Origin of the sequence: Silvimonas sp., assembly GCF_031291215.1 — a bacterium.
In the GTDB taxonomy this organism is placed as follows: domain Bacteria; phylum Pseudomonadota; class Gammaproteobacteria; order Burkholderiales; family Chitinibacteraceae; genus Silvimonas; species Silvimonas soli.
Genome location: NZ_JARLJK010000064.1, coordinates 237,622 through 257,107, shown reverse-complemented (window position 1 = coordinate 257,107; position 19,486 = coordinate 237,622). Strand labels below are relative to the sequence as shown.

Here is a 19,486-nt window from a genome sequence, read left to right as displayed (position 1 = left end):
GATCTGCGCGAGTGCCGCATGCGCGTAAGCAAAATGCTCGCTGCGATCTGGTTGCTGGTGGTGCTGGCGTTAGCTGGCACCTTGCTGCTGGAACGCAATACGCTGCCGCACCGGCTCGATACCGATCTGTTTGCGCTATTGCCGCGTGACCAGCGCAACCCGATGGCCGAAGCGGCGTTGCGCTCGCTTGCCGCGCAGGGTGAACGTCACCTGGTGTTCATGATCGGCAATAAAGATCCGGACCAGGCCACCGCCGCCGCTCGACAGTTTCAGCATGACATTGCCGCTCTGCCGATGACCAGCCAGCCGCTCGGCGAAACGCTGGCGGCGATCAGCAATTTTTATACCCCTTATCGGCACAATTTTCTGGCCCCAACTGACTTGCAGGCATTGCAACAGAGCCAGACCGACTGGGCACAGCGTGGCTTGGCCGCCGCGTATTCGCCAGTAGCAGGCGCTACGCTGGCATGGAAGGATGATCCATTTGGCCTGTACGCCAACTGGCTGCAAAGCCTGGCCGGTGCCAACAAGCTGCGCCCGCAAGAAGGCTTTTTGCGGGCCTCGGCCAATGGCATCAATTATGTGGTGCTGCCATACACGCTCAACGGCAGCGCGTTTGCCCTTGGTTTGCAAGAACAGGTGTTAGGTGGACTGGAAAGCGCGGCAAGCAAGCTCAAGAGCCAATATCCAGACATTCAGTTACGCCGCGCTGGCGTGGTGCTGTTTGCAGCTACCGCAGCGCGTAGTGCAAAAAGCGAGATGTCGACCATTGGTGTCGGCTCTACCATCGGCGTGTTACTGCTGGCGCTGCTGGTGTTCCGTGGCGTGCGACCAGTGGCGCTGGCGGCGTTATCGGTAATCATCGGTAGCCTGGTCAGCACCACGCTGACCTTGCAGCTATTCGGCCATATCCACATGCTCACGTTGGTGTTTGGCACCAGCTTGGTCGGGGTGGCGGTGGACTACAGCTTGCTGGCACTGGCGTCCGGCATCGATAACCCGCAGCCGGTCTCAGCGCGATATCGCAAGTTGTTGCCAAGCATGCTGCTGGCGGTCACTACTATGTCACTGGGTTATCTGGGGCTGGCGCTGACGCCGTTTCCTGGTCTGGCACAGATGGCGGTGTTTGCCATTATCGGCATTGTCGGCGCCTGGCTCACGGTGATGTTGTGGTTCCCGCTGCTGGAAAGTCGTGGCATGCGGCCCACCAGTTTGAGTCAATGGATAGGTGGTTTATTGCAGCGCTGGCCGCGAGTGTATGGCCGCCGTTGGCTATGGATGCTGGCATTACTGGTGCTGATTGGCGCTGGCCTGAGCCAGCTGAAACAAAATGACGATATCCGCGCGCTATCCGGCGTTGATCCGCAATTGTTATCGGAGCAAATCGATATCGGTCGCGTCATGGGGTTGCCCAGCCCGGCGCAGTTATTCATTGTGACTGGCGCCACGCCCGAGCAAGTCTTGCAACGTGAAGAGGCCGTGCGTAGCCAGATGGCACCGTATATCGCGCGGGGCCAATTGGCCGGCGTAGAGAGCGTCAGCCGCTGGGTGCCGTCGCAGGCCACCCAGCGCCGTAATGCCGCCTTGCTGGATCAGCAGATCAACCAGCGGCATGGCTTGCTGGAAGGTCTGGCTGACAACGTGGGATTGACGCCAGCCTGGTTGCAGCAACAGCGCACTGATGCGCCCTTGCTTGATTTTGAAACCTGGTTCAAATCGCCGGCAGCTGTGGCGAGTAGCTATTTGTGGCTGGGTCAGCAAAGGGGCGCAAAGGGCACCCAATACGCCAGCATGATGCTGCTGCAAGGCTTGAATGACCGCGCCACCACCGCGCAACTGGCGCAAATCAAGGTTGATGGCGTGGTGTGGGTCGACAAGGTGTCGGAAATCTCCGCTCTGATGGCGCAATATCGCCAGTTGTTAACGCAAGTGCTGATCGGCGCCTATGTGTTAGCGTTCGCGGTCTTGTCACTGCGCTATCGCCGCCAGACCTGGCGCATCATGTTACCGCCCGCATTGGCCACCCTGATGACGCTGGCGGTCATGGGTGCAGTAGGTGCGCCGCTGCAATTGCTGAGCATGGTCACCTTTTTGCTGGTGCTTGGCATGGGCATGGATTACGGGATTTTCCTGCTGGAGCATCCGGATGATGGCCGGGTTTATCTGGCGGTGACGCTGGCAGCAATCTGCACCTTGTTATCGTTTGGCTTGCTGGCGCTCAGTTCCACGCCAGCGCTGCATGCATTCGGGTTCTCCACTTTATGCGGGATCGGCTTTGTCTGGCTGCTCGCGCCTTTGTTTCGCATTACTCAATCCTCCGGAAAAGCACATGTCGCAACTGACGCAACACGCTGAAATCGTCATTATTGGTGCCGGACCATCCGGTGCCGTCGCTGCGGCCCTGCTGCGCAAGCAAGGTCGTCAGGTGCTGGTGCTGGAACGCGAAACGTTTCCACGTTTTTCGATTGGCGAGAGTTTGTTGCCGCAGAGCATGGCGTATATCGAAGAAGCCGGTCTGCTGCAGGACGTGGTGGAAGCCGGGTTTCAGTACAAGAATGGCGCCGCCTTTGCCCGCGGTGAAGCAGACGCTACCTTTTTTGATTTCCGCGAAAAGTGGTCCAAAGGTTGGGGCACCACTTACCAGGTGCAGCGCGGTGCTTTCGACAAAGTGCTGGCCGACGGCGCCGCACGCGCCGGCGCTGAGTTCCGTTATCAGCAAACCGTACTCGCTGCCGATTTAGAAGGCGAAACGCCCACTTTGCTGGTTAAAGACAATGCCAGCGGTGACGAATACCGCGTAACCGCAAAGTTTGTGCTGGATGCCAGCGGTTTTGGCCGCGTATTGCCGCGCTTGCTTGATCTGGAAACACCATCAAACTTCCCGGTGCGCGGCGCCATCTTTACCCATATCGAAGACCGCATTCCGGTCGGCACGTTTGATCGCAACAAAATTCTGATTACCACTCATCCAGAGCATCAGGATGTGTGGTTCTGGACCATTCCGTTTTCCAACGGTCATTGCTCGCTCGGCGTAGTAGCAGAACCGGCGTTTCTGGCGCAATACAGCGGCACTGAGCTGGAGCGGCTGCAAGCCATCGTGAATGAAGCGCCCAACCTGAAAAAGCTACTGGCCAACGCGCATTGGAACATCCCGGCGCGGACCATTACCGGCTATTCGGCCAATGTGAAATCACTGTATGGCAAGCACTTTGCGCTGTTGGGGAATGCGGGCGAGTTTCTGGACCCGGTGTTCTCATCCGGCGTGACCATTGCGCTGACTTCGGCCAGCCTGGCCGCCAAAGCTCTGGGCCGCATGCTCGATGGCGAAACCGTGGATTGGTCGGCAGATTACGCCGTGCCGCTCAAACGTGGAGTGGATGCCTTCCGCGCCTTTGTTACCGCGTGGTATGACGGGCGCTTCCAGAAGCTGATCTATTACAAAGACAAGAATGAAGAAGTACGCCGCATGATTTCGTCGATCCTGGCAGGTTACGCATGGGACGAAACCAATCCGTGCGTGCGTGCGCCCGAGCGCTGGCTGGCCGCGCTGGACGCTGCGGTGTCGATGTGATGCGGCGGTTATTGCTAGCGGCCACCCTGTTGGGGCTGACGCTCCTGAGTGGTTGCGCCAGTTTGCTGACGCGGGATTTGCCGTTGCTGCAAATTCCACCCGCTGCGTTGGGCAGCCCGCGTACCGTGCAACAACAACTTCAGGTGAGTTATCCGGGTGGCGGCGCGGTAATGGAATCCGTCCTGCAACTGGACGCGCAGCAGCTTGAGGTGATCAACAGCGCCATGGGTTTGCGCATGGCGACGCTGGATTACGATGGCCAGAACCTGAAAGCCGATATGCTGCCGGCAATGAAACTGCCGCCACAGCGTATCCTTAACGATCTGTTGCTGGTTTATGCCCCCGCCGACGCCTTGCAAAAGGCATTGCCCGACGGCTGGAGCGTGCGTGACGAGAGCAAGCAGCGCACTGTGCTGCGTGGTACTGATGTAATGGTCGATATCGTTTATGACGGTGCCGATCACTGGCAAGGCCGAGCGGTGCTGCATCATCACCAACTGGCCTACACCCTGACTATTGATTCCAGCGAAGTAGAATGACCTGTTATATCAACGCTTCTGGCGCCCTGTGCGCGCTAGGTAATGACATCGCCAGCATTCGGGCCAACCTCTTTGCCGGGACCAGTCCGGGCATGTTTGCGACCGACGAATACAGCGCTGGTCGTGAACTGGTCCTCGGGCAGGTCGTCGATGCAGATTTGCCTTCGCTGGCGCATCTGCCGCTGCAGTTACGCTCGCGTAATAACGCGCTGTTGCTGGCTGCACTGGCGCAAATCCGGCCGCAGTTTGACGCGCTGGCGGCGGGAATTTCCAAACAGCGTATCGCCGTCATTCTGGGGACCAGTACCTCGGGGATTTCTGACGGCGAAGCGGCGATCATGGCCTATGACCTGCACGGAGCCTTGCCCACGTCGTTTCATATCAGCCAGCAAGAGCTGGGTTCGCCTGCCACTTTACTTGCAGCGGAACTGGGGGTGACTGGCCCGGCGTATTGCATCTCGACAGCGTGTACTTCTGGCGCAAAGGCCATGGCCGCCGGAGCACGGTTGATCGAGCACGGGTTGGCCGATATTGTCATTGCCGGCGGCGCGGATTCGTTATCGCATTTCACTGTGGCTGGGTTCAGCGCTATTGATTCGGTGGCACCGGGCTTGTGCCAGCCCAGTTCGGCCAACCGTCATGGCATCAATTTGGGCGAAGCGGCAGTGTTGTTTGTGCTCAGCCGTCAGCCCGCCGCGGTACGTGTGGCCGGATGGGGCGAAAGCTCTGATGCGCACCATATTTCTGCACCAGCTCCGGACGGTCGTGGTGCCAAGGCGGCGGTAACGCAAGCACTGGAGAGGGCTGGTTTGGCTGCAGGTGCGATTGGCTATGCCAATCTGCATGGCACCGCTACACCGCAAAACGACGCCATGGAAAACCAGGTGGTGGCTGCGTTGCTGCCTGGCGTGCCCGCCAGTTCTACCAAACCGCTGACCGGCCATTGCCTGGGTTCGGCGGGTTCGCTGGAAGCATTGTTTTGCTGGCTCGTGCTGACCGATACCGAACACCGCTTGCCACCGCACTTGTGGGATGGCGTGCAAGACCCGGCATTGCCGGTATTACCACTGGTGGAACACGGCACACACGCTAAAGTGAGCGCCGCAATCAGCAACTCGTTCGCCTTTGGCGGCAACAATATCGCAGTGGTACTGGCTACATGAAGCTCCTGGACACACCTATTTCTGAACTGGTGCCGCACGCGGGCCCGATGCTGTTGCTGGATGGCGTGGTGGCGGTGTCGGCCAACTCGCTCACCGCATTGGTAGTACCGCGTGGCGACGGCATGTTTGATGACGCTGGTTTTGTCGGCGGTTGGGTCGGGCTGGAATACATGGCGCAAACCATGGCTGCGCTGGCCGGTTGGGAAGGGCGCCAGCGCAACGAGCCACCCCGCGTCGGGTTCATGCTCGGCACCCGCCGCTATCACACCCACGTGTCACGGTTTGTTGTGGGCCAGCCCTTGCTGGTCACGGCCACCCGGGAGTTTCAAGCTGACAACGGCATTGGCGTGATGCAATGCCGGATCGCAACGCCGCAAGGCGAGACCCTGGCTGAGGCGCTGCTTTCGGCCTACCAGCCCGAGAACCTTGACGCATTTTTGAAAGAACACGCATGAGTACAGTATTGGTAACCGGCTCCAGCCGGGGAATCGGCCGCGCCATTGCGCTGCGCCTGGCGCGAGACGGCTACGACCTGATCTTGCATTGCCGTAGTCGGCGCGCCGAAGCACAGGCGGTGGCCGAAGAGATCGCTGCGCTGGGTCGCAACGCGCGGATTCTGCAATTTGATGTGGCCGATCGGGCTGCTGCCCGTGCTGCACTGGAAGCCGATATCGAAACGCACGGCGCGCCGTATGGCGTGGTCTGTAACGCGGGCATTGCTGCCGATGCGGCTTTTCCGGCAATGACTGATGCCGAATGGGATGGCGTGCTGCGAACCAATCTGGACGGCTTTTACAATATTCTGCATCCGCTGGTAATGCCGATGATCCAGACCCGCCAGCCCGGCCGGATTGTCACTTTGTCGTCGGTATCCGGCGTAATTGGCAATCGCGGTCAGGTGAATTACAGCGCCGCCAAAGCCGGGATTATCGGTGCCAGCAAGGCGCTGGCGGTGGAACTGGCCAAGCGCAAAATCACGGTCAATTGTGTGGCGCCAGGCCTGATTGATACCGAAATGGTTGATCCGATTGTGCTGGAAGAAGCACTGAAAATGATCCCCGCCAAACGTGTAGGCAAGCCGGAAGAAGTCGCCGCCACCGTCAGCTTTTTGCTCTCGCCCGATGCCGCGTATATCACCCGTCAGGTCATTTCGGTGAACGGAGGTCTGGCATGAGCCGGCGGCGTGTAGTGGTTACCGGTGTGGCCGGGATCAGCCCGATTGGCAACGACTGGCCAACCATTGAAGCGAGCTTGCGCGCCGAGCGCAGCGGGGTGGTGAACCTGGCACAGTGGGGCGAATACGATGGACTGAACACGCGTCTGGCGGCACCCGCGGCGCCGTTTGAACTCCCCAAGGAAACCTACAATCGCAAACGTACCCGCAGCATGGGGCGCGTGGCGGTGATGGCGGTGCGTACGGCCGAGCTGGCACTGGCTGACGCGGGCTTGCTGGATCATCCGGTGCTGACTTCGGGGCGCACTGGTGTGTCTTATGGTTCCAGTACCGGTACGCCGGATGCCGTGGGCGACTTTGGCAAAATGCTGCTGAATAAATCCACTGAAGGCGTTAATGCCAACAGCTATCTGAAGATGATGAGCCACACCACGGCGGTGAACATCTCCGTGTTTTTCGGCCTGACCGGGCGCGTGTTTACCACGTCCAGCGCATGTACTTCTGGCAGCCAGGGCATCGGTTCGGCTTATGAGGCGATTCGCTACGGCCAGGCAACGGTGATGGTTGCTGGCGGGGCTGAAGAGCTGAGCGTGACTGAAGCGGCGGTGTTCGACACGCTGTTTGCCACCAGTACCAGAAACGATACGCCGCACTTGTCGCCCCGCCCGTATGACGCAGACCGGGATGGCCTGGTTATTGGCGAAGGTGCCTGCACGCTGATCCTGGAAGAATACGAACATGCGCTGGCTCGCGGCGCCAAAATCTATGCCGAGGTCATCGGTTACGGCAGCAATTGCGATGGCAGTCACGTCACGCAACCGAGCGCGGCAACCATGGCAGTGGCGATGCAACTGGCACTGGACGATGCCGGCGTCAATGCGTCGCAGATTGGCTATATCAACGGGCATGGCACGGCGACTGAACATGGTGATATCGCCGAAACCCAGGCCAGCGCCCAACTATTTGGCAAAAACGCACCGATTTCCAGTCTCAAGAGCTATATGGGGCATACCTTGGGTGCTTGCGGTGCGCTGGAGGCGTGGCTGACCATCGAGATGATGAACAGCGGCTGGTTTGCACCGACACTCAATCTGCAAAATATCGACCCGCGGTGCGGTGATCTGGACTATATATCCAGCGGTGGACGCAATATCATTTGCGATTATGTGATGAGCAATAATTTCGCATTTGGTGGAATTAATACGTCGCTGATTTTCCGCAATACAAAAGTTTGATTTAATTTGTCTGGATTGACCCGGGGGAAAAATGTTCAAAAAAGCCGCTCTCGCCGTATTGGTTATTGCCTGCCTGTCTCAAGTCGCGCAAGCCCGCGATACCGAATACAAACTGCCGATTCAGGATGTGCTCAATAGCCCGGATTTCGCTGACAAGGTCGGTTCGGATGTGAAGTTCTTCTTTGCCGACCAAAAAGCAGTACCCAAGCAAAATCTGGGTGAATTCGTCACCAACAAAAAGACCAACGCATTTAACAAGACGGATGAAGAGGCTTGCCGTTGGGTCATGTTGTCGGCGTTGATCGAACTGCGCGACCGCGCCAAAACCGAAGGCGGCAACGCTGTGGTCGGGATCAGCAGTTATTACAAAAAGGAAGAATTCAAAAGCGCAACCCAGTACGAATGCCATGCAGGTGGCTTGATTGCGGGCGTTGCGCTCAAGGGTACTGTGGTCAAAATGCACTAAGCATTTCTGCCGAGCGCCAGAAAAAGCCGCCTTTGGGCGGTTTTTTTGTGCATGCGTGTCAGTGCTTGTCTGATTTTGACTCAACCGGCCAAGCTATCTTCATTGCATGGTGAACTCAATCGCCTCTACACCGTCACAGTACGACTGCTGCAACCATCCTGGAGAAGCATCATGCAAAAGAGCGGTTCCGCGAAGTGGCAAGGCGCAATCAAAGATGGCATTGGATCGATATCCACTCAAAGTGGCGTGCTCAATGATGCACCCTACGGTTTCAAGGCGCGCTTTGAAGGTGGCCCTGGCACGAATCCGGAAGAACTGATTGGCGCCGCGCATGCAGGATGTTTCTCGATGGCGTTGTCGTTGCAATTAGGCGAGGCTGGCATGGTAGCCGACAGCATCGCCACCAAAGCAACAGTGACGCTGGATAAAGATGACAGCGGTTTTACCATCACTGCAGTGCATCTGGATGTAGTAGTCAAGATACCTGGCGCGAGTCAGGAAGCCTTTGAAAAGGCTGCCAATGCAGCCAAGGCAGGGTGCCCGGTGAGTAAATTGTTGAATGCAAAAATCACCATGGATGCACGGCTGGAGGCATGAGTTTGCGCCTGGTTAGAAGCTGCTGCGGCATTGAACGATATATTCATGCCCGGCGCGTACGAACCAGGCGTGTAAGGAAATATGACACGTGGTAGGATGATCTCAGGTTCACCCTCCGCACATTTGTGATTACACAGCGGAATACTAGAACGAGCCGGTTTATATCTTGATGTCGACGCACTTGATCGTTCAGTGATGCGCTTTTAACGCCGCAACAACACGGCGGCCCTGTTGTTGGCAATATTTTGGCGATTTCGGTCACATATCTGTAATTACAAGTGATTTGCTCACTTGATATCCATATCGCCGCACCGATATTTTGAATGAACTGGTTCTATCCTCGACGTAGTTCCGTTTGACAATATGGCTTGTGTTGCCGATTGATGTATTTGAATTGTATATCTCTTGTATATGCATTGAATCAATCGCCAACCCCGCGCCATTGCTAATCCGCAAAAGAGCAAATGAAAGATAAATCCCATTCCCCCGATCCGCGTGCCGCAGCTGAAGCGCGTATTGCACTGGCCAGACTGTTTGGCGATTCAGCACCGTCTTCCAACGAGCCAGCAGCTCAGGCGACGGAACGCGCGCAGCAAGAAGGTGGCGATACCTTGCTGGCCCGTAAAAAGGCCCATGAAGCAGAATTGTCGTCGCGTATTGACCTGTTGCGCCGCAAGCGTGAGGCCCGTGAGCAGATACTGGCCAAAGTCGCCGCCTCCGGTTTTACCCCGGAAGAGTTACTTGATGCTGCGGCCCGATTGGCTGAGTAATCGGCCAACGCTCAGGGCCTGAGTCAGCTGCGTGGTCGGCCCTGCGCGCTAGTTCGTGATATGTATGGCTGTAGCGCGGCCTGGACTTGCCACAGTCGGTCGGCTTGCGGATGACTGCCAGTCTGCGTCCAGCCAGACGTGCTAACGCCATCTGCCAACAATAGGCTGTTTTACCCGCATGGTTTCTCTGCGGATCTTTATCGCAATCTTCTGCACTCTCTGCCCTTGCACCTGAACGACCCGCCGCGCCGACAGCATCGCCATGCTGGTGTGGTGAGCCGGATACGGGTTTTTGTTTTTGGTCTGCCAGAAACAACCGATGGGCGAACCCGCGCCATGCATTTACCCCTTCAAACCTATGATGCGCAGGCACGAATTGCCGCCTGGAATCATTCGCGTTTGTCGAGGGTTAAATGTCCATTTCGCAAGAAGATGCCTCACCAGGCGTCGAAACTGATGTCGACCATGCCGGGTTTGATCCGCTAGCGGCGATGGCTCTGGCCGCGGGTGCTGCGCTGTTGAGTGCTTGCGGAGGCGGCGGTGGCGGTAGTTCGGACACTGTTGCTGCTGCCCCGACCCCCTCGGCTGCGCCTGTTACAAGTGCAGATGCCTCCCGTTTGCTCAGCCAGGCGGGTTTTGGTGCATCCGACGATCTGCTCAGTCAGGTACAGACGCAAGGAACAAGCGCCTGGCTCGATGCGCAAATGGCCTTGCCAACCAGCCAGGGGCATTACGACTGGATGGTGGCCAATGGCTATAACGTGGTCGCTAATCTTTATTCGAGCGGCGGCATCGACAACAGCCTGTGGCACAAACTCATCAGCTCGCCGGATGTGCTGCGCCAGCGCATGGTCTTGGCGTATTCCGAAATATTTGTGGTGTCGTTAATCGGGTTGCCGATTGCGTGGCCGCAATTCACGGTCGCGGCCTACGTCGACCTGCTTGAAGCCAACGCATTCGGCACATATCGCCAGTTGTTGCAGGCGGTGGCGCTCAGCGTCGGCATGGGCAGTTATCTGAATATGCGTGGCAATCAGAAGGGGAATCCTGCAACTGGCAGGCAACCGGATGAGAATTTCGCCCGCGAAGTCATGCAGTTAATGTCGATTGGCTTGTATCTGCTTAATCCGGATGGCAGCTTGCAACTGGACGGCCAGGGCCAGCCGATTCCGACTTATGACCAGACCACCATCACCACGCTGGCCAGCGTCTTTACCGGGTGGGATGCCGGTGGCGCCAATAACCTTGATCCGGCTTTCGTGCGCACGCCCATGGTCAATACGGCCAGCCGCCATGACAGTACCGCCAAGTCGCTATTGGGTATCAACATCGCAGCGGGAACTGACGCTGCCACAGCCATGGGACAAGTGCTCGACGCACTGGCCAGCCACCAGAATACCGCCCCGTTTATCAGTCGCCAGCTGATTCAGCGGCTGGTTTGCAGCAACCCCAGCCCGGCTTATATCCAGCGTGTGGCGACGGTATTTGCCAACAACGGCGCAGGCGTGCGTGGGGATCTGAAAGCGGTCATCAAAGCCATCTTGCTCGATACCGAGGCCCGCGCCACGCCTGATCCGGCCAACACCACTAGTGGCAAATTGCGCGAGCCGGTCATTCGCTTTGTGCAATGGGCACGGACGTTCAATGCCACCACCGCTACCGGCAAATGGGGTATTGGTGATCTGTCTGACCCCGCCAGCAAATTGGGCATGAGCCCATTGCGCTCACCGTCCGTCTTCAATTTTTTCCGCCCCGGTTACGTGCCGCCAGATAGCCAGTTGGGAACACTCAATCTCACCAGTCCGGAACTGCAGATCACTAACGAATCGACGGTGGTCGGGTATATCAATTTTATGCAGAACGCCGTGACCAAAGGTGTCGCGGATGTGGTGCCTGGCTATAGCGCCGAGCTGTTGCTGGCCGTCGATGCCAATGCCCTTGTCCAGCGCTATGCCCTGCTACTGGCCTGCAACGGCTTGAGCGCCGACACCGTTGCCACTATCACCACAGCCGTGTCCAGCATTTCAACGAGCACCAGCGCGGGCCAGTTGGCTCGGGTGCAGGCGGCCATTTTGCTGGTGATGGTGTGCCCCGAATACCTTGTGCAGAAGTGAGCTCAGTCATGTCCAAGCTTGATCAAATTACCCGCCGGGAATTTCTGCGCCGCACCTCTGCCTTGGGTCTGGCCGGAATGGCTACGCCGTGGGCGCTCAACCTGGCTGCGATAGGCGAAGCTGCTGCGGCCACCACTCCGGGCGATTACCGCGCGCTGGTCTGTGTGTTTCTGTACGGCGGCAATGATTACGGCAACACCCTGATCCCCTATGATCAGGCCAGCTATACCGCTTACCAGAGCATCCGCCAGACCTTGGCGATTGACCGCACCCAACTGGCGGCAACTGCATTGACGCCGGTTACGCCCTTGCCTGGCGGTCGGCAAATGGCTTTGGCCCCAACGCTTGCACCACTTAAACCCCTGTTTGATGCAGGCAAATTGGGTGTCATGCTCAATATTGGCACGCTGGTGCAGCCGGTGACGCTGGCCCAATACAAGGCGGGCACCGCCCGTTTGCCGCCAAAATTGTTTTCGCATAATGATCAACAAAGCGTGTGGCAGTCATCGCTGCCGGAAGGGGCCACCAGTGGCTGGGGCGGGCGCATTGGCGATTTGTTCCTGAACAGCAACAGCACGTCGACCTTTACCTGTATCAACGTTTCCGGCAACGCGGTGTTCATGTCTGGCAAGCAGGCAGTGCAATACCAGATGTCGCCCTCTGGCGCAGCGCCCGTCAATGGCATCAAAAAACCGCTGTTTGGTTCCACCGCATGTAGTGCCGCCTTGCAAAGCCTGATTACCGCGCCGCGCAGTCATTTGATTGAGTTAGAGCAAAACCGCATTGTCAGCCGAGCCATTGCCGCGCAGGGCACCTTGTCCGGCGCGCTATCCGGCGTGAGTTTGACCACCTCGTTTGATAGCTCCAACGGGCTGGCAAACCAGTTGAAAATGGTGGCCGAACTGATCGCCGCACGCTCGGCCCTGGGCGCCAGCCGGCAAGTGTTTTTTGTATCAGTCGGCGGGTTTGACCTGCATAGCAACCTGGTTAACCTGCATCCCGGTCTGTTGACCACGGTAGCCAATGCCTTGAACAGTTTTTACAACGCGACCGTGGAGCTGGGCGTTGCCGACAAAGTGACTGCATTTACCGCCTCTGATTTTGGCCGGACCTTGTCATCCAACGGCGACGGTTCGGATCATGGTTGGGGCAGCTATCACTTTGTGCTGGGCGGCGCGGTCAAAGGCGGTGATTTTTATGGCACCTTGCCCGCTGTGGCAGTGAATGGCCCGGACGACGTCGGTCAAGGCCGCCTGCTGCCCACAACGGCAGTTGACCAACTGGCCGCTACGCTGGCTACATGGATGGGCGTGAGCGATAGCGATATGCCACTGGTAGTGCCAAACATTGCCAACTACAGCACGCGCAATCTGGGATTTCTGACCTGATCTGGCGGACGGTGAGCAGTAGCAGTCTGCGCTAGGTTTTGTCTGGCACCGGCCCGGTGGAGGTGCGTGCCACCAAGGTCGGTTTAGATGTCACCAGCATGGGGCGGGCGCCGTCACCGGGTTTGCCTTTGATCAGGCTTAGCAGCAGGTTGACCGCCATCTCTGCGGCTTCTTGCGTGGGCACCGCTACGGTACTCAAGGCGGGACGGATCTGATGCGCCAGGTTGATATCGGTAATGCCGATCACCGACAAGTCATCCGGCACGCGTACGCCCATATCCGCCGCCATTTGCAGTACGCCAATGGCGGGCAGGTCGTTGGAAACAAAAATGGCAGTCGGTCGCGACGAGCTGGACAATAACTGGCGCGCGGCGTCATGCCCGGCTTCAATGGTGTCGTGGCCAAAACAGGTGTTTTCAGCCAAGTTATCGATTCCGGCGCGGGCGATGGCGTCGGCAAAACCACGATAACGCCAGATATGGTTACCGTTGCGTTCGCTGCCTACGACTGCGCCCACTTGGCGGTGGCCTAGCGCCAGCAGGTGTTCAGCAGCGATTTCGCCAGCACGGTAAAAATCGACGGCAATCGAGGGCAGGGCGGGCGGCTGCTCGGGTCGCTCCCACATGCACAGCACCACAGGCGTGCCGCGACGTTCGGCCGCCAGCAACACATCCTGTTCCACAAAATCCGCATTCATCACCAGCACGCCGTGCGCCAGTGAGCCACCGACCTGGTCCAGATAAGCGCGCTCCAGTTCCGCATCGTCATTGGTGTTGCACACAATCAGAAAGTAACCCTGCTTGCGCGCAGCCTGTTCGGCGGCCAAAGCGAATTCCGGATAAAACGGGTTGGCAATGCTGGAGACCACCAGGGCCAGTGTCAACGGGCGGCCTTCAACCAGGGCGCGGGCGTTCAGGTTGGGTCGATAACCTACTTCCTCGGCCAGCGCCAATACTCGCCGTCGCGTGTCTTCGCCCACTTTGCCGCGGCCGCGCAAGACATTGGAGACGGTTGCGGTGGTAACGCCTGCCCGCCGGGCGATTTCTGCCAGTGTTGCCATAGGTGATGTGAGCCTGTTCCCTGACCGGTGACTGGCTGTGTCCGGCAGATGCCCAAGCCCACAGCATTAGTAAATCATCATGGATTAAACGATTAATCTATCAAATCAGAGTACAACATCCTTGTCAATTTGCCTCCGGCTGCTCGTCTTTGCCTCAGTTGTCGCATTGTATGTATTGCGATACATGTCTGTTTTGCCATGCAACAGGCCAATGTGGTGCAATTTGTCAGGGTCGCCGCACGATTTTTGTGAATATGAGGGTAAGGCCTTATTGCGACAACATGCCCATGCTGAGAAATTGAAAGTAGGTAAAACGTTTAACTACAAATTTAAGCGTTTAAATTTTTGGTGTGGCATCTCGAATATTGCTGCAGGCCAGCAAAATGGCTTGTTGGACGGGTGGCTGCATGAAGCAGGAAAAATAAAACTACACAACAGGAAGATGGCACCAGTGACTTTCCGGCCACACAATCAGGTCAAGCTGACTTTGGCGGCGCAGGCTGCAGCGCCCGAGATCGGCTTTTTGCGGCAAGACTGGCACACCGGTCCTCAGGGCTCGCTCGCCATCAATAGTCGCTACCTGGTCCGCGACGATCAGCCGTGGCTGCCGGTGATGGGCGAGTTTCATTACTCGCGCTTTCCACGGGCGCAATGGGCAACCGAACTGCGCAAGATGCGTGCCGGTGGCATCCAGATTGTGGCGTCGTATGTATTCTGGAATCACCATGAGGCCCTGCCTGGCCAGTTTGACTGGTCGGACAACAAAGACCTGCGCCACTTTGTGCAACTGGTTGGTGAGCTGGGCATGTTGTTCTCGCTGCGCGTTGGGCCGTGGGTGCATGGCGAAGCGCGCTACGGTGGTTTTCCGGACTGGCTGATCAACACCGTGCCAACGACCGACTTGCGTACCAATGCGCCGGCTTATCTGGCCCATGTTGAACGCCTGTACGGCGCCATCGGTGAGCAAGTGGCGGGTTTGATGTGGCAAGACGGCGGCCCGGTGATGGCCGTGCAGATTGAAAACGAATACGACCGTGTTGGCCCTTCCTGCGGCGCCGAGCACATTGCCGAACTGAAACGGATCGCTATCGCCAGCGGCCTCAAAGTGCCGCTGTACACCGTTACCGGCTGGCCGACACTGGATATCCCGGCGCGCGAAGTGGTGCCGTTATCGGGTGCCTATGCTGATGGTTTCTGGCAGGGCAGTAGCGAGCCGCTGCCAGCATCCGGCGTGTTTTTGTTTAACACCAGCCGGGTGATTGGTGAAATGGGTAACGTCGGCGGCACGCCGGCAGCCGGGCAGATTGACCCGCAGCATTACCCGTTCTTTCTGGCAGAAGCCGGCGGTGGCATGCATATGTCTTATCACCGCCGACCAGTGATCAGCACCCAAGATGTCTACGCGACCGCGCTGACGCAAATTGGCTCTGGCGCCAATCTGTACGGTTATTACATGTATCACGGCGGCACCAACCCGGTTGGCGCCGCGGGTTATCTGAATGAAACCCAGGATACTGGCTACCCGAATGACGTGCCGCTGCTGGGTTACGACTTTCACGCGCCGCTGGGTCAGTATGGGCAGATTCGGCCCTCGTTTGGCCACTTGGGTATGCTGCACCAGTTTGTCGCGGCATATGGCGCGCAACTGGCACGCTTGCCAGCCACACTGGCCGACGGCGCGCCAGCCGATCCATCCGACGCTACGCAACTGCGCGTCTGCGCACGCGGCGACGAGCAGGGCGGCTTTGTATTTATCAATAATCATGTACGCCATCATCCGCTGCCGGACTTTGCCGCTACCCAGTTGCAGCTGCAGATAGGCGATACCGCCGTGCTGGTGCCCGAACAGCCCATCACCATTCCGTCCGGTACGGCGCTGATCTGGCCCGTGCTGCAACGTCTGGGTGGCGCGTTGCTGCGCTATGCCACGGCCCAGCCACTGACCAGGCTGTCGCACGAAACCGTGCCTTGTTATGTGTATTTTTCGGTGGAAGGCATTGCGCCGGAATTCTGTTTTGACGCGCAAACCATCCGGCAGATCGATTGCCCGCAGTCGTGGCTGCAGACGCGTGATGGCTGTGTGTTCTTGCGGCCAAGCCTGAACGGTGAACCGGTGGTGATCACGCTGACCGACAGTCTCGGTGCGGCATGTCGTTTGATCGTGCTGGATCAGTGTCAGGCCGCGGGCAGTACGGTGGTGGAGTTGCATGACCAACAGCGCCTGGTGATCAGTGAGCAGGGCTGCTGGCAGGATGGCAACACCGTACACGTATATCGGGATCAAACCGGCCCGGTGAGTCTTGCCGTATTCCCCGGTCACGATCTGCAAGCGGTTGCCGCAGATGCCTTTGCCGTATTCCAGCAACAGATTGCCGAGCCCGCTGATATCGCCGTGCAGGTCAGTTTGCAACGCCCGGCAACTATGCCGCCGTTGCGTTATGGCCCGCATATCAGCTGGCGCAGTGGCCCGGTGCCGTTGGCGCCGGACGATGCCAGCTACCAGCACGCCGCCATCTGGCAACTGGCATTGCCTGATTCAATCGCTACGCAATCGGCAACGCGCTGGTTGTTACAACTGGACTACGCCGGTGACGCAGCCCGGCTCTATGCCGATGGCGTGTTGATCAACGATCAGTTCTACGACGGCACCACGTGGGAAACCGCGCTTGATGATCTTTTCGCGAATGGTCGCAAGCCGCAACTGACTTTGCATGTTTTGCCCACGCAAAGCGACGCTGCCATTTTCCTGGAGCCTGCAGCACGTGAACGGCTGGCAGTGGCCCCGCAACCGGAGCAACCCGCGCTGCTGCGCGTTGCCTTGTGCGGCGTGAACGAAGTGGTTTTCGAAATTGAGAAATTGCATCACATCGCGCAGTAAATAGCGGTTGCTCCGCTTTGCGCCACGATGTTTGAACCCAACAAGGAGGCCATGTGGCCAGCGTTTCCCTGATTAATGTCTGCAAGTCGTTCGACAACGCCACGCTCACTATCAATGACGTGTCGCTGGAAATTGCAGATGGCGAGTTTTGCGTGTTCGTTGGCCCCAGCGGCTGCGGCAAGTCCACTTTGTTGCGCATGATCGCCGGGCTGGAAACCATCACCACGGGCGAGATGCGCATCGGTGGTAAACGCGTCAACGAACTCGCACCGTCCGAGCGCAACGTGGCGATGGTATTCCAGAGCTACGCGTTGTATCCGCATCTGACCGTATCCCAGAACATGGGTTTTGGTTTGCGGCTGGCAGGCGTGACCAAAGCGGCGATTGCCGAACGCGTGAACGGCATTGCCAACATGTTGCAGATTGAACGTTTTCTGGAACGCAAGCCGCGCGCTTTGTCTGGCGGGCAACGCCAACGGGTGGCCATTGGCCGGGCGCTGGTACGCGAGCCGGAAGTCTTCTTGTTTGACGAGCCGTTATCCAATCTGGATGCCGCATTGCGCACGCAAACCCGCGTGGAAATCGCCCGGCTGCATCGCCAATACGCTCGTGCCAGCACCATTTACGTGACGCACGATCAGGTCGAAGCCATGACGCTGGCTGACAAAATTGTGCTGCTGCACACCGGCGCAGACGTGGCCAAATTTGGCAGCGTGGCGCAGATCGGCTCTCCGCTGGAGCTGTACGAACATCCCAATAGTCTGTTCGTGGCCGGTTTCCTTGGTTCACCGAAGATGAATTTCCTGCATGGCACCGTTTCGGCAATTAACGAATATGGCGTGCAAGTGCTGACCCAGGATGGCTTTACCCTGACTGCACATGTTGAACCAGCGGGTTTGACTGTCGGTGCCAATGTGCAACTGGGCATTCGGCCAGAACATCTGGAAGCCGCACATGCGGGCGACCTCAATACCTTTACTCGCGAAATCCAGTGGGTTGAGCGCCTGGGCGAAAGCACTTATGCATACCTGAATGGCGATACTTCGGTCCCGCTGATTGCGCGGCTGCACGCCAGTACGCCGGTTCAGGCCAATGAGCCGCTGACCCTGTGCGCACCGGTAGGCAAAACTCATCTGTTTGGCGAAGACGGCCGCGCATTCCGGCGGCTGGCAGTTTGAAATCACGGGGCCAACCGCCCCGGGACAGCACCCCTGGCAGTCGAGGCAATGCCGGGATATCACTGATGTGGTGGCATTAAAATAACGAGGATCGATAAAAATGGTACACAAGACTTTGGCTCGGCAGCTGGCGCGACTGGGTGTTCTGGTTGCTGCAGGGATGCTGAGTATGCAGGTACACGCCGCCGAACCCGGCAAGCTGGTGATCTGGATCAACGGCGACAAGGGTTATGACGGTATCGCAAAAATCGGCGAGAAGTTCACCAAGGAAACCGGTATTCAGGTGAAGGTTGAACATCCGGAAGACGCCATCGCCAAGTTCGAACAGGCATCTGCCGCCGGTAAAGGCCCGGATATCTGGATCTGGCCACATGACCCGGCCGGTAACTGGATTTCTGGCGGTTTGATTTCGCCAGTCGCGCCGTCCAAACAGATTGTGGACAGTATTGATCCGCTGGCATGGAAAGCCTGGACCATCGGTGGCAAGACTTGGGGCTATCCGCTGTCGATCGAAGCCGTGGCCTTGTTGTACAACAAGGATATGGTGCCAACACCGCCCAAGAGCTTTGACGATGTGCTGACGCTGGACAAAAAACTGTCCGCTCAGGGCAAGCACGCCATCATGTGGAACTTCACCGAGGTGTATTACTCGTGGGCGCTGCTGGCGGCTAACGGTGGTTACGTGTTCAAGCGTAACGCCGATGGCTCTTACAACTCGCAAGACGTTGGCGTGAACAACAAGGGCGCCTTGCAAGGTGTGGAGATGATCCAGAAGCTGATCGCCTCCGGCGCCATGCCGAAAACCGCGTCCTACGCTGAAGCAGAAGCAGCCATGAACGAAGGCCGCACCGCCATGATGATCAATGGCCCGTGGGCGTGGAACAACCTCAAGAAGAGCAAGATCAACTTCGGCGTAGCGCCGATTCCAGGTATTGGCGGCAAGCCAGGTGCTCCGTTCGTTGGCGTGCTGGGCGCGATGGTTGCCAGTTCGAGCCCTAACAAGGAAATCGCTACCGAGTTCCTGGAAAACTACCTGTTGTCCAAGGAAGGCCTGAAAGACATGAACGACGCAGTGCCGTTGGGCGTGCCAGCCAACAAGGCGTTCTACAACGAGCTGAAGAATGATCCGCTGATCGAAGGCACGATGGCCGCAGCCCGCGCTGGCGCACCAATGCCAAGCGCACCGGAAATGCCACGTTTCTGGACATCCATGAAAGCCGCGCTGGAAAACGTGACCCAAGGTCGCGAAACCCCGGCTGTGGCACTGGATCGCGCTGCCAAGCGCCTGAAGGGTGAGCAGAAGTAACAGCAAGCCACACGTGTTGCCCGGCATCGTCCCCATGCCTTGCCGGG

General features: G+C 58.0%; 16 protein-coding genes. 15 read left to right on the top strand and 1 reads right to left on the bottom strand.

Going from position 1 to position 19,486, the window contains the following annotated elements; translation table 11 throughout:
* The first annotated feature begins 18 nt into the window (after positions 1 to 18).
* The 12 genes from P4L78_RS07360 to P4L78_RS07305 all read left to right on the top strand — a co-directional run bounded on the left by P4L78_RS07360 (position 19) and on the right by P4L78_RS07305 (position 13,017).
* The gene (locus P4L78_RS07360) at positions 19 to 2,355 is read left to right on the top strand and encodes an MMPL family transporter (protein WP_309327431.1); all 2,337 of its coding nucleotides are present in this window, start codon (positions 19 to 21) and stop codon (positions 2,353 to 2,355) included.
* Positions 2,339 to 3,571 (top strand): NAD(P)/FAD-dependent oxidoreductase, encoded by a 1,233-nt coding sequence (locus P4L78_RS07355; protein ID WP_405051511.1) that lies wholly within the window; start codon positions 2,339 to 2,341, stop codon positions 3,569 to 3,571. The genes P4L78_RS07360 and P4L78_RS07355 overlap by 17 nt, the downstream gene beginning before the upstream one ends.
* A complete protein-coding gene (locus tag P4L78_RS07350; RefSeq protein WP_283150659.1) occupies positions 3,571 to 4,110 on the top strand; it encodes a DUF3261 domain-containing protein in 540 nt (179 codons plus the stop codon). The genes P4L78_RS07355 and P4L78_RS07350 overlap by 1 nt, the downstream gene beginning before the upstream one ends.
* Positions 4,107 to 5,273 carry a beta-ketoacyl-ACP synthase gene (locus P4L78_RS07345; protein WP_309327429.1) on the top strand — a complete coding sequence of 389 codons (1,167 nt, stop codon included), beginning with the start codon at positions 4,107 to 4,109 and terminating at the stop codon, positions 5,271 to 5,273. Before P4L78_RS07350 ends, P4L78_RS07345 begins: the two co-directional genes overlap by 4 nt.
* Complete coding sequence (locus tag P4L78_RS07340) at positions 5,270 to 5,728, top strand: hypothetical protein (protein ID WP_309327428.1); 459 nt, start codon at positions 5,270 to 5,272, stop codon at positions 5,726 to 5,728. The genes P4L78_RS07345 and P4L78_RS07340 overlap by 4 nt, the downstream gene beginning before the upstream one ends.
* The gene (locus tag P4L78_RS07335) at positions 5,725 to 6,447 is read left to right on the top strand and encodes a 3-ketoacyl-ACP reductase FabG2 (RefSeq protein ID WP_309327427.1); all 723 of its coding nucleotides are present in this window, start codon (positions 5,725 to 5,727) and stop codon (positions 6,445 to 6,447) included. Before P4L78_RS07340 ends, P4L78_RS07335 begins: the two co-directional genes overlap by 4 nt.
* A complete protein-coding gene (locus P4L78_RS07330) occupies positions 6,444 to 7,682 on the top strand; it encodes a beta-ketoacyl-ACP synthase (protein ID WP_309327426.1) in 1,239 nt (412 codons plus the stop codon). The genes P4L78_RS07335 and P4L78_RS07330 overlap by 4 nt, the downstream gene beginning before the upstream one ends.
* A gap of 31 nt (positions 7,683 to 7,713) precedes the next feature.
* A complete protein-coding gene (locus tag P4L78_RS07325) occupies positions 7,714 to 8,148 on the top strand; it encodes an excinuclease ATPase subunit (RefSeq protein WP_283150654.1) in 435 nt (144 codons plus the stop codon).
* Positions 8,149 to 8,319: 171 nt separating this feature from the next.
* On the top strand, positions 8,320 to 8,745 hold the full coding sequence (locus P4L78_RS07320; protein ID WP_283150653.1) for an OsmC family protein: 426 nt from the start codon (positions 8,320 to 8,322) through the stop codon (positions 8,743 to 8,745).
* A 464-nt stretch (positions 8,746 to 9,209) separates the two neighbouring features.
* On the top strand, positions 9,210 to 9,515 hold the full coding sequence (locus P4L78_RS07315) for a hypothetical protein (protein WP_283150652.1): 306 nt from the start codon (positions 9,210 to 9,212) through the stop codon (positions 9,513 to 9,515).
* A 413-nt stretch (positions 9,516 to 9,928) separates the two neighbouring features.
* Positions 9,929 to 11,629, top strand: coding sequence for a DUF1800 domain-containing protein (locus P4L78_RS07310; RefSeq protein ID WP_309327425.1), 1,701 nt, complete (start codon positions 9,929 to 9,931; stop codon positions 11,627 to 11,629).
* An 8-nt stretch (positions 11,630 to 11,637) separates the two neighbouring features.
* Positions 11,638 to 13,017 carry a DUF1501 domain-containing protein gene (locus tag P4L78_RS07305; RefSeq protein ID WP_283150650.1) on the top strand — a complete coding sequence of 460 codons (1,380 nt, stop codon included), beginning with the start codon at positions 11,638 to 11,640 and terminating at the stop codon, positions 13,015 to 13,017.
* A 31-nt stretch (positions 13,018 to 13,048) separates the two neighbouring features.
* Here P4L78_RS07305 and P4L78_RS07300 read toward each other — a convergent pair whose 3' ends face one another.
* Positions 13,049 to 14,077: a LacI family DNA-binding transcriptional regulator gene (locus tag P4L78_RS07300; protein WP_283150649.1), complete on the bottom strand. Its 1,029-nt coding sequence runs from the start codon at positions 14,075 to 14,077 to the stop codon at positions 13,049 to 13,051.
* A 442-nt stretch (positions 14,078 to 14,519) separates the two neighbouring features.
* Here P4L78_RS07300 and P4L78_RS07295 point away from each other — a divergent pair, with 442 nt between their 5' ends.
* The 3 genes from P4L78_RS07295 (at position 14,520) to malE (ending at position 19,439) form a co-directional block, all read left to right on the top strand.
* Positions 14,520 to 16,955, top strand: a complete 2,436-nt coding sequence (locus P4L78_RS07295) for a beta-galactosidase (protein WP_309327424.1) — start codon at positions 14,520 to 14,522, stop codon at positions 16,953 to 16,955.
* Between the two features lie 53 nt (positions 16,956 to 17,008).
* Positions 17,009 to 18,133: a sn-glycerol-3-phosphate ABC transporter ATP-binding protein UgpC gene (locus P4L78_RS07290; protein ID WP_309327423.1), complete on the top strand. Its 1,125-nt coding sequence runs from the start codon at positions 17,009 to 17,011 to the stop codon at positions 18,131 to 18,133.
* Between the two features lie 100 nt (positions 18,134 to 18,233).
* Complete coding sequence (malE, locus tag P4L78_RS07285) at positions 18,234 to 19,439, top strand: maltose/maltodextrin ABC transporter substrate-binding protein MalE (RefSeq protein WP_283150646.1); 1,206 nt, start codon at positions 18,234 to 18,236, stop codon at positions 19,437 to 19,439.
* The last annotated feature ends 47 nt before the right edge of the window (positions 19,440 to 19,486 follow it).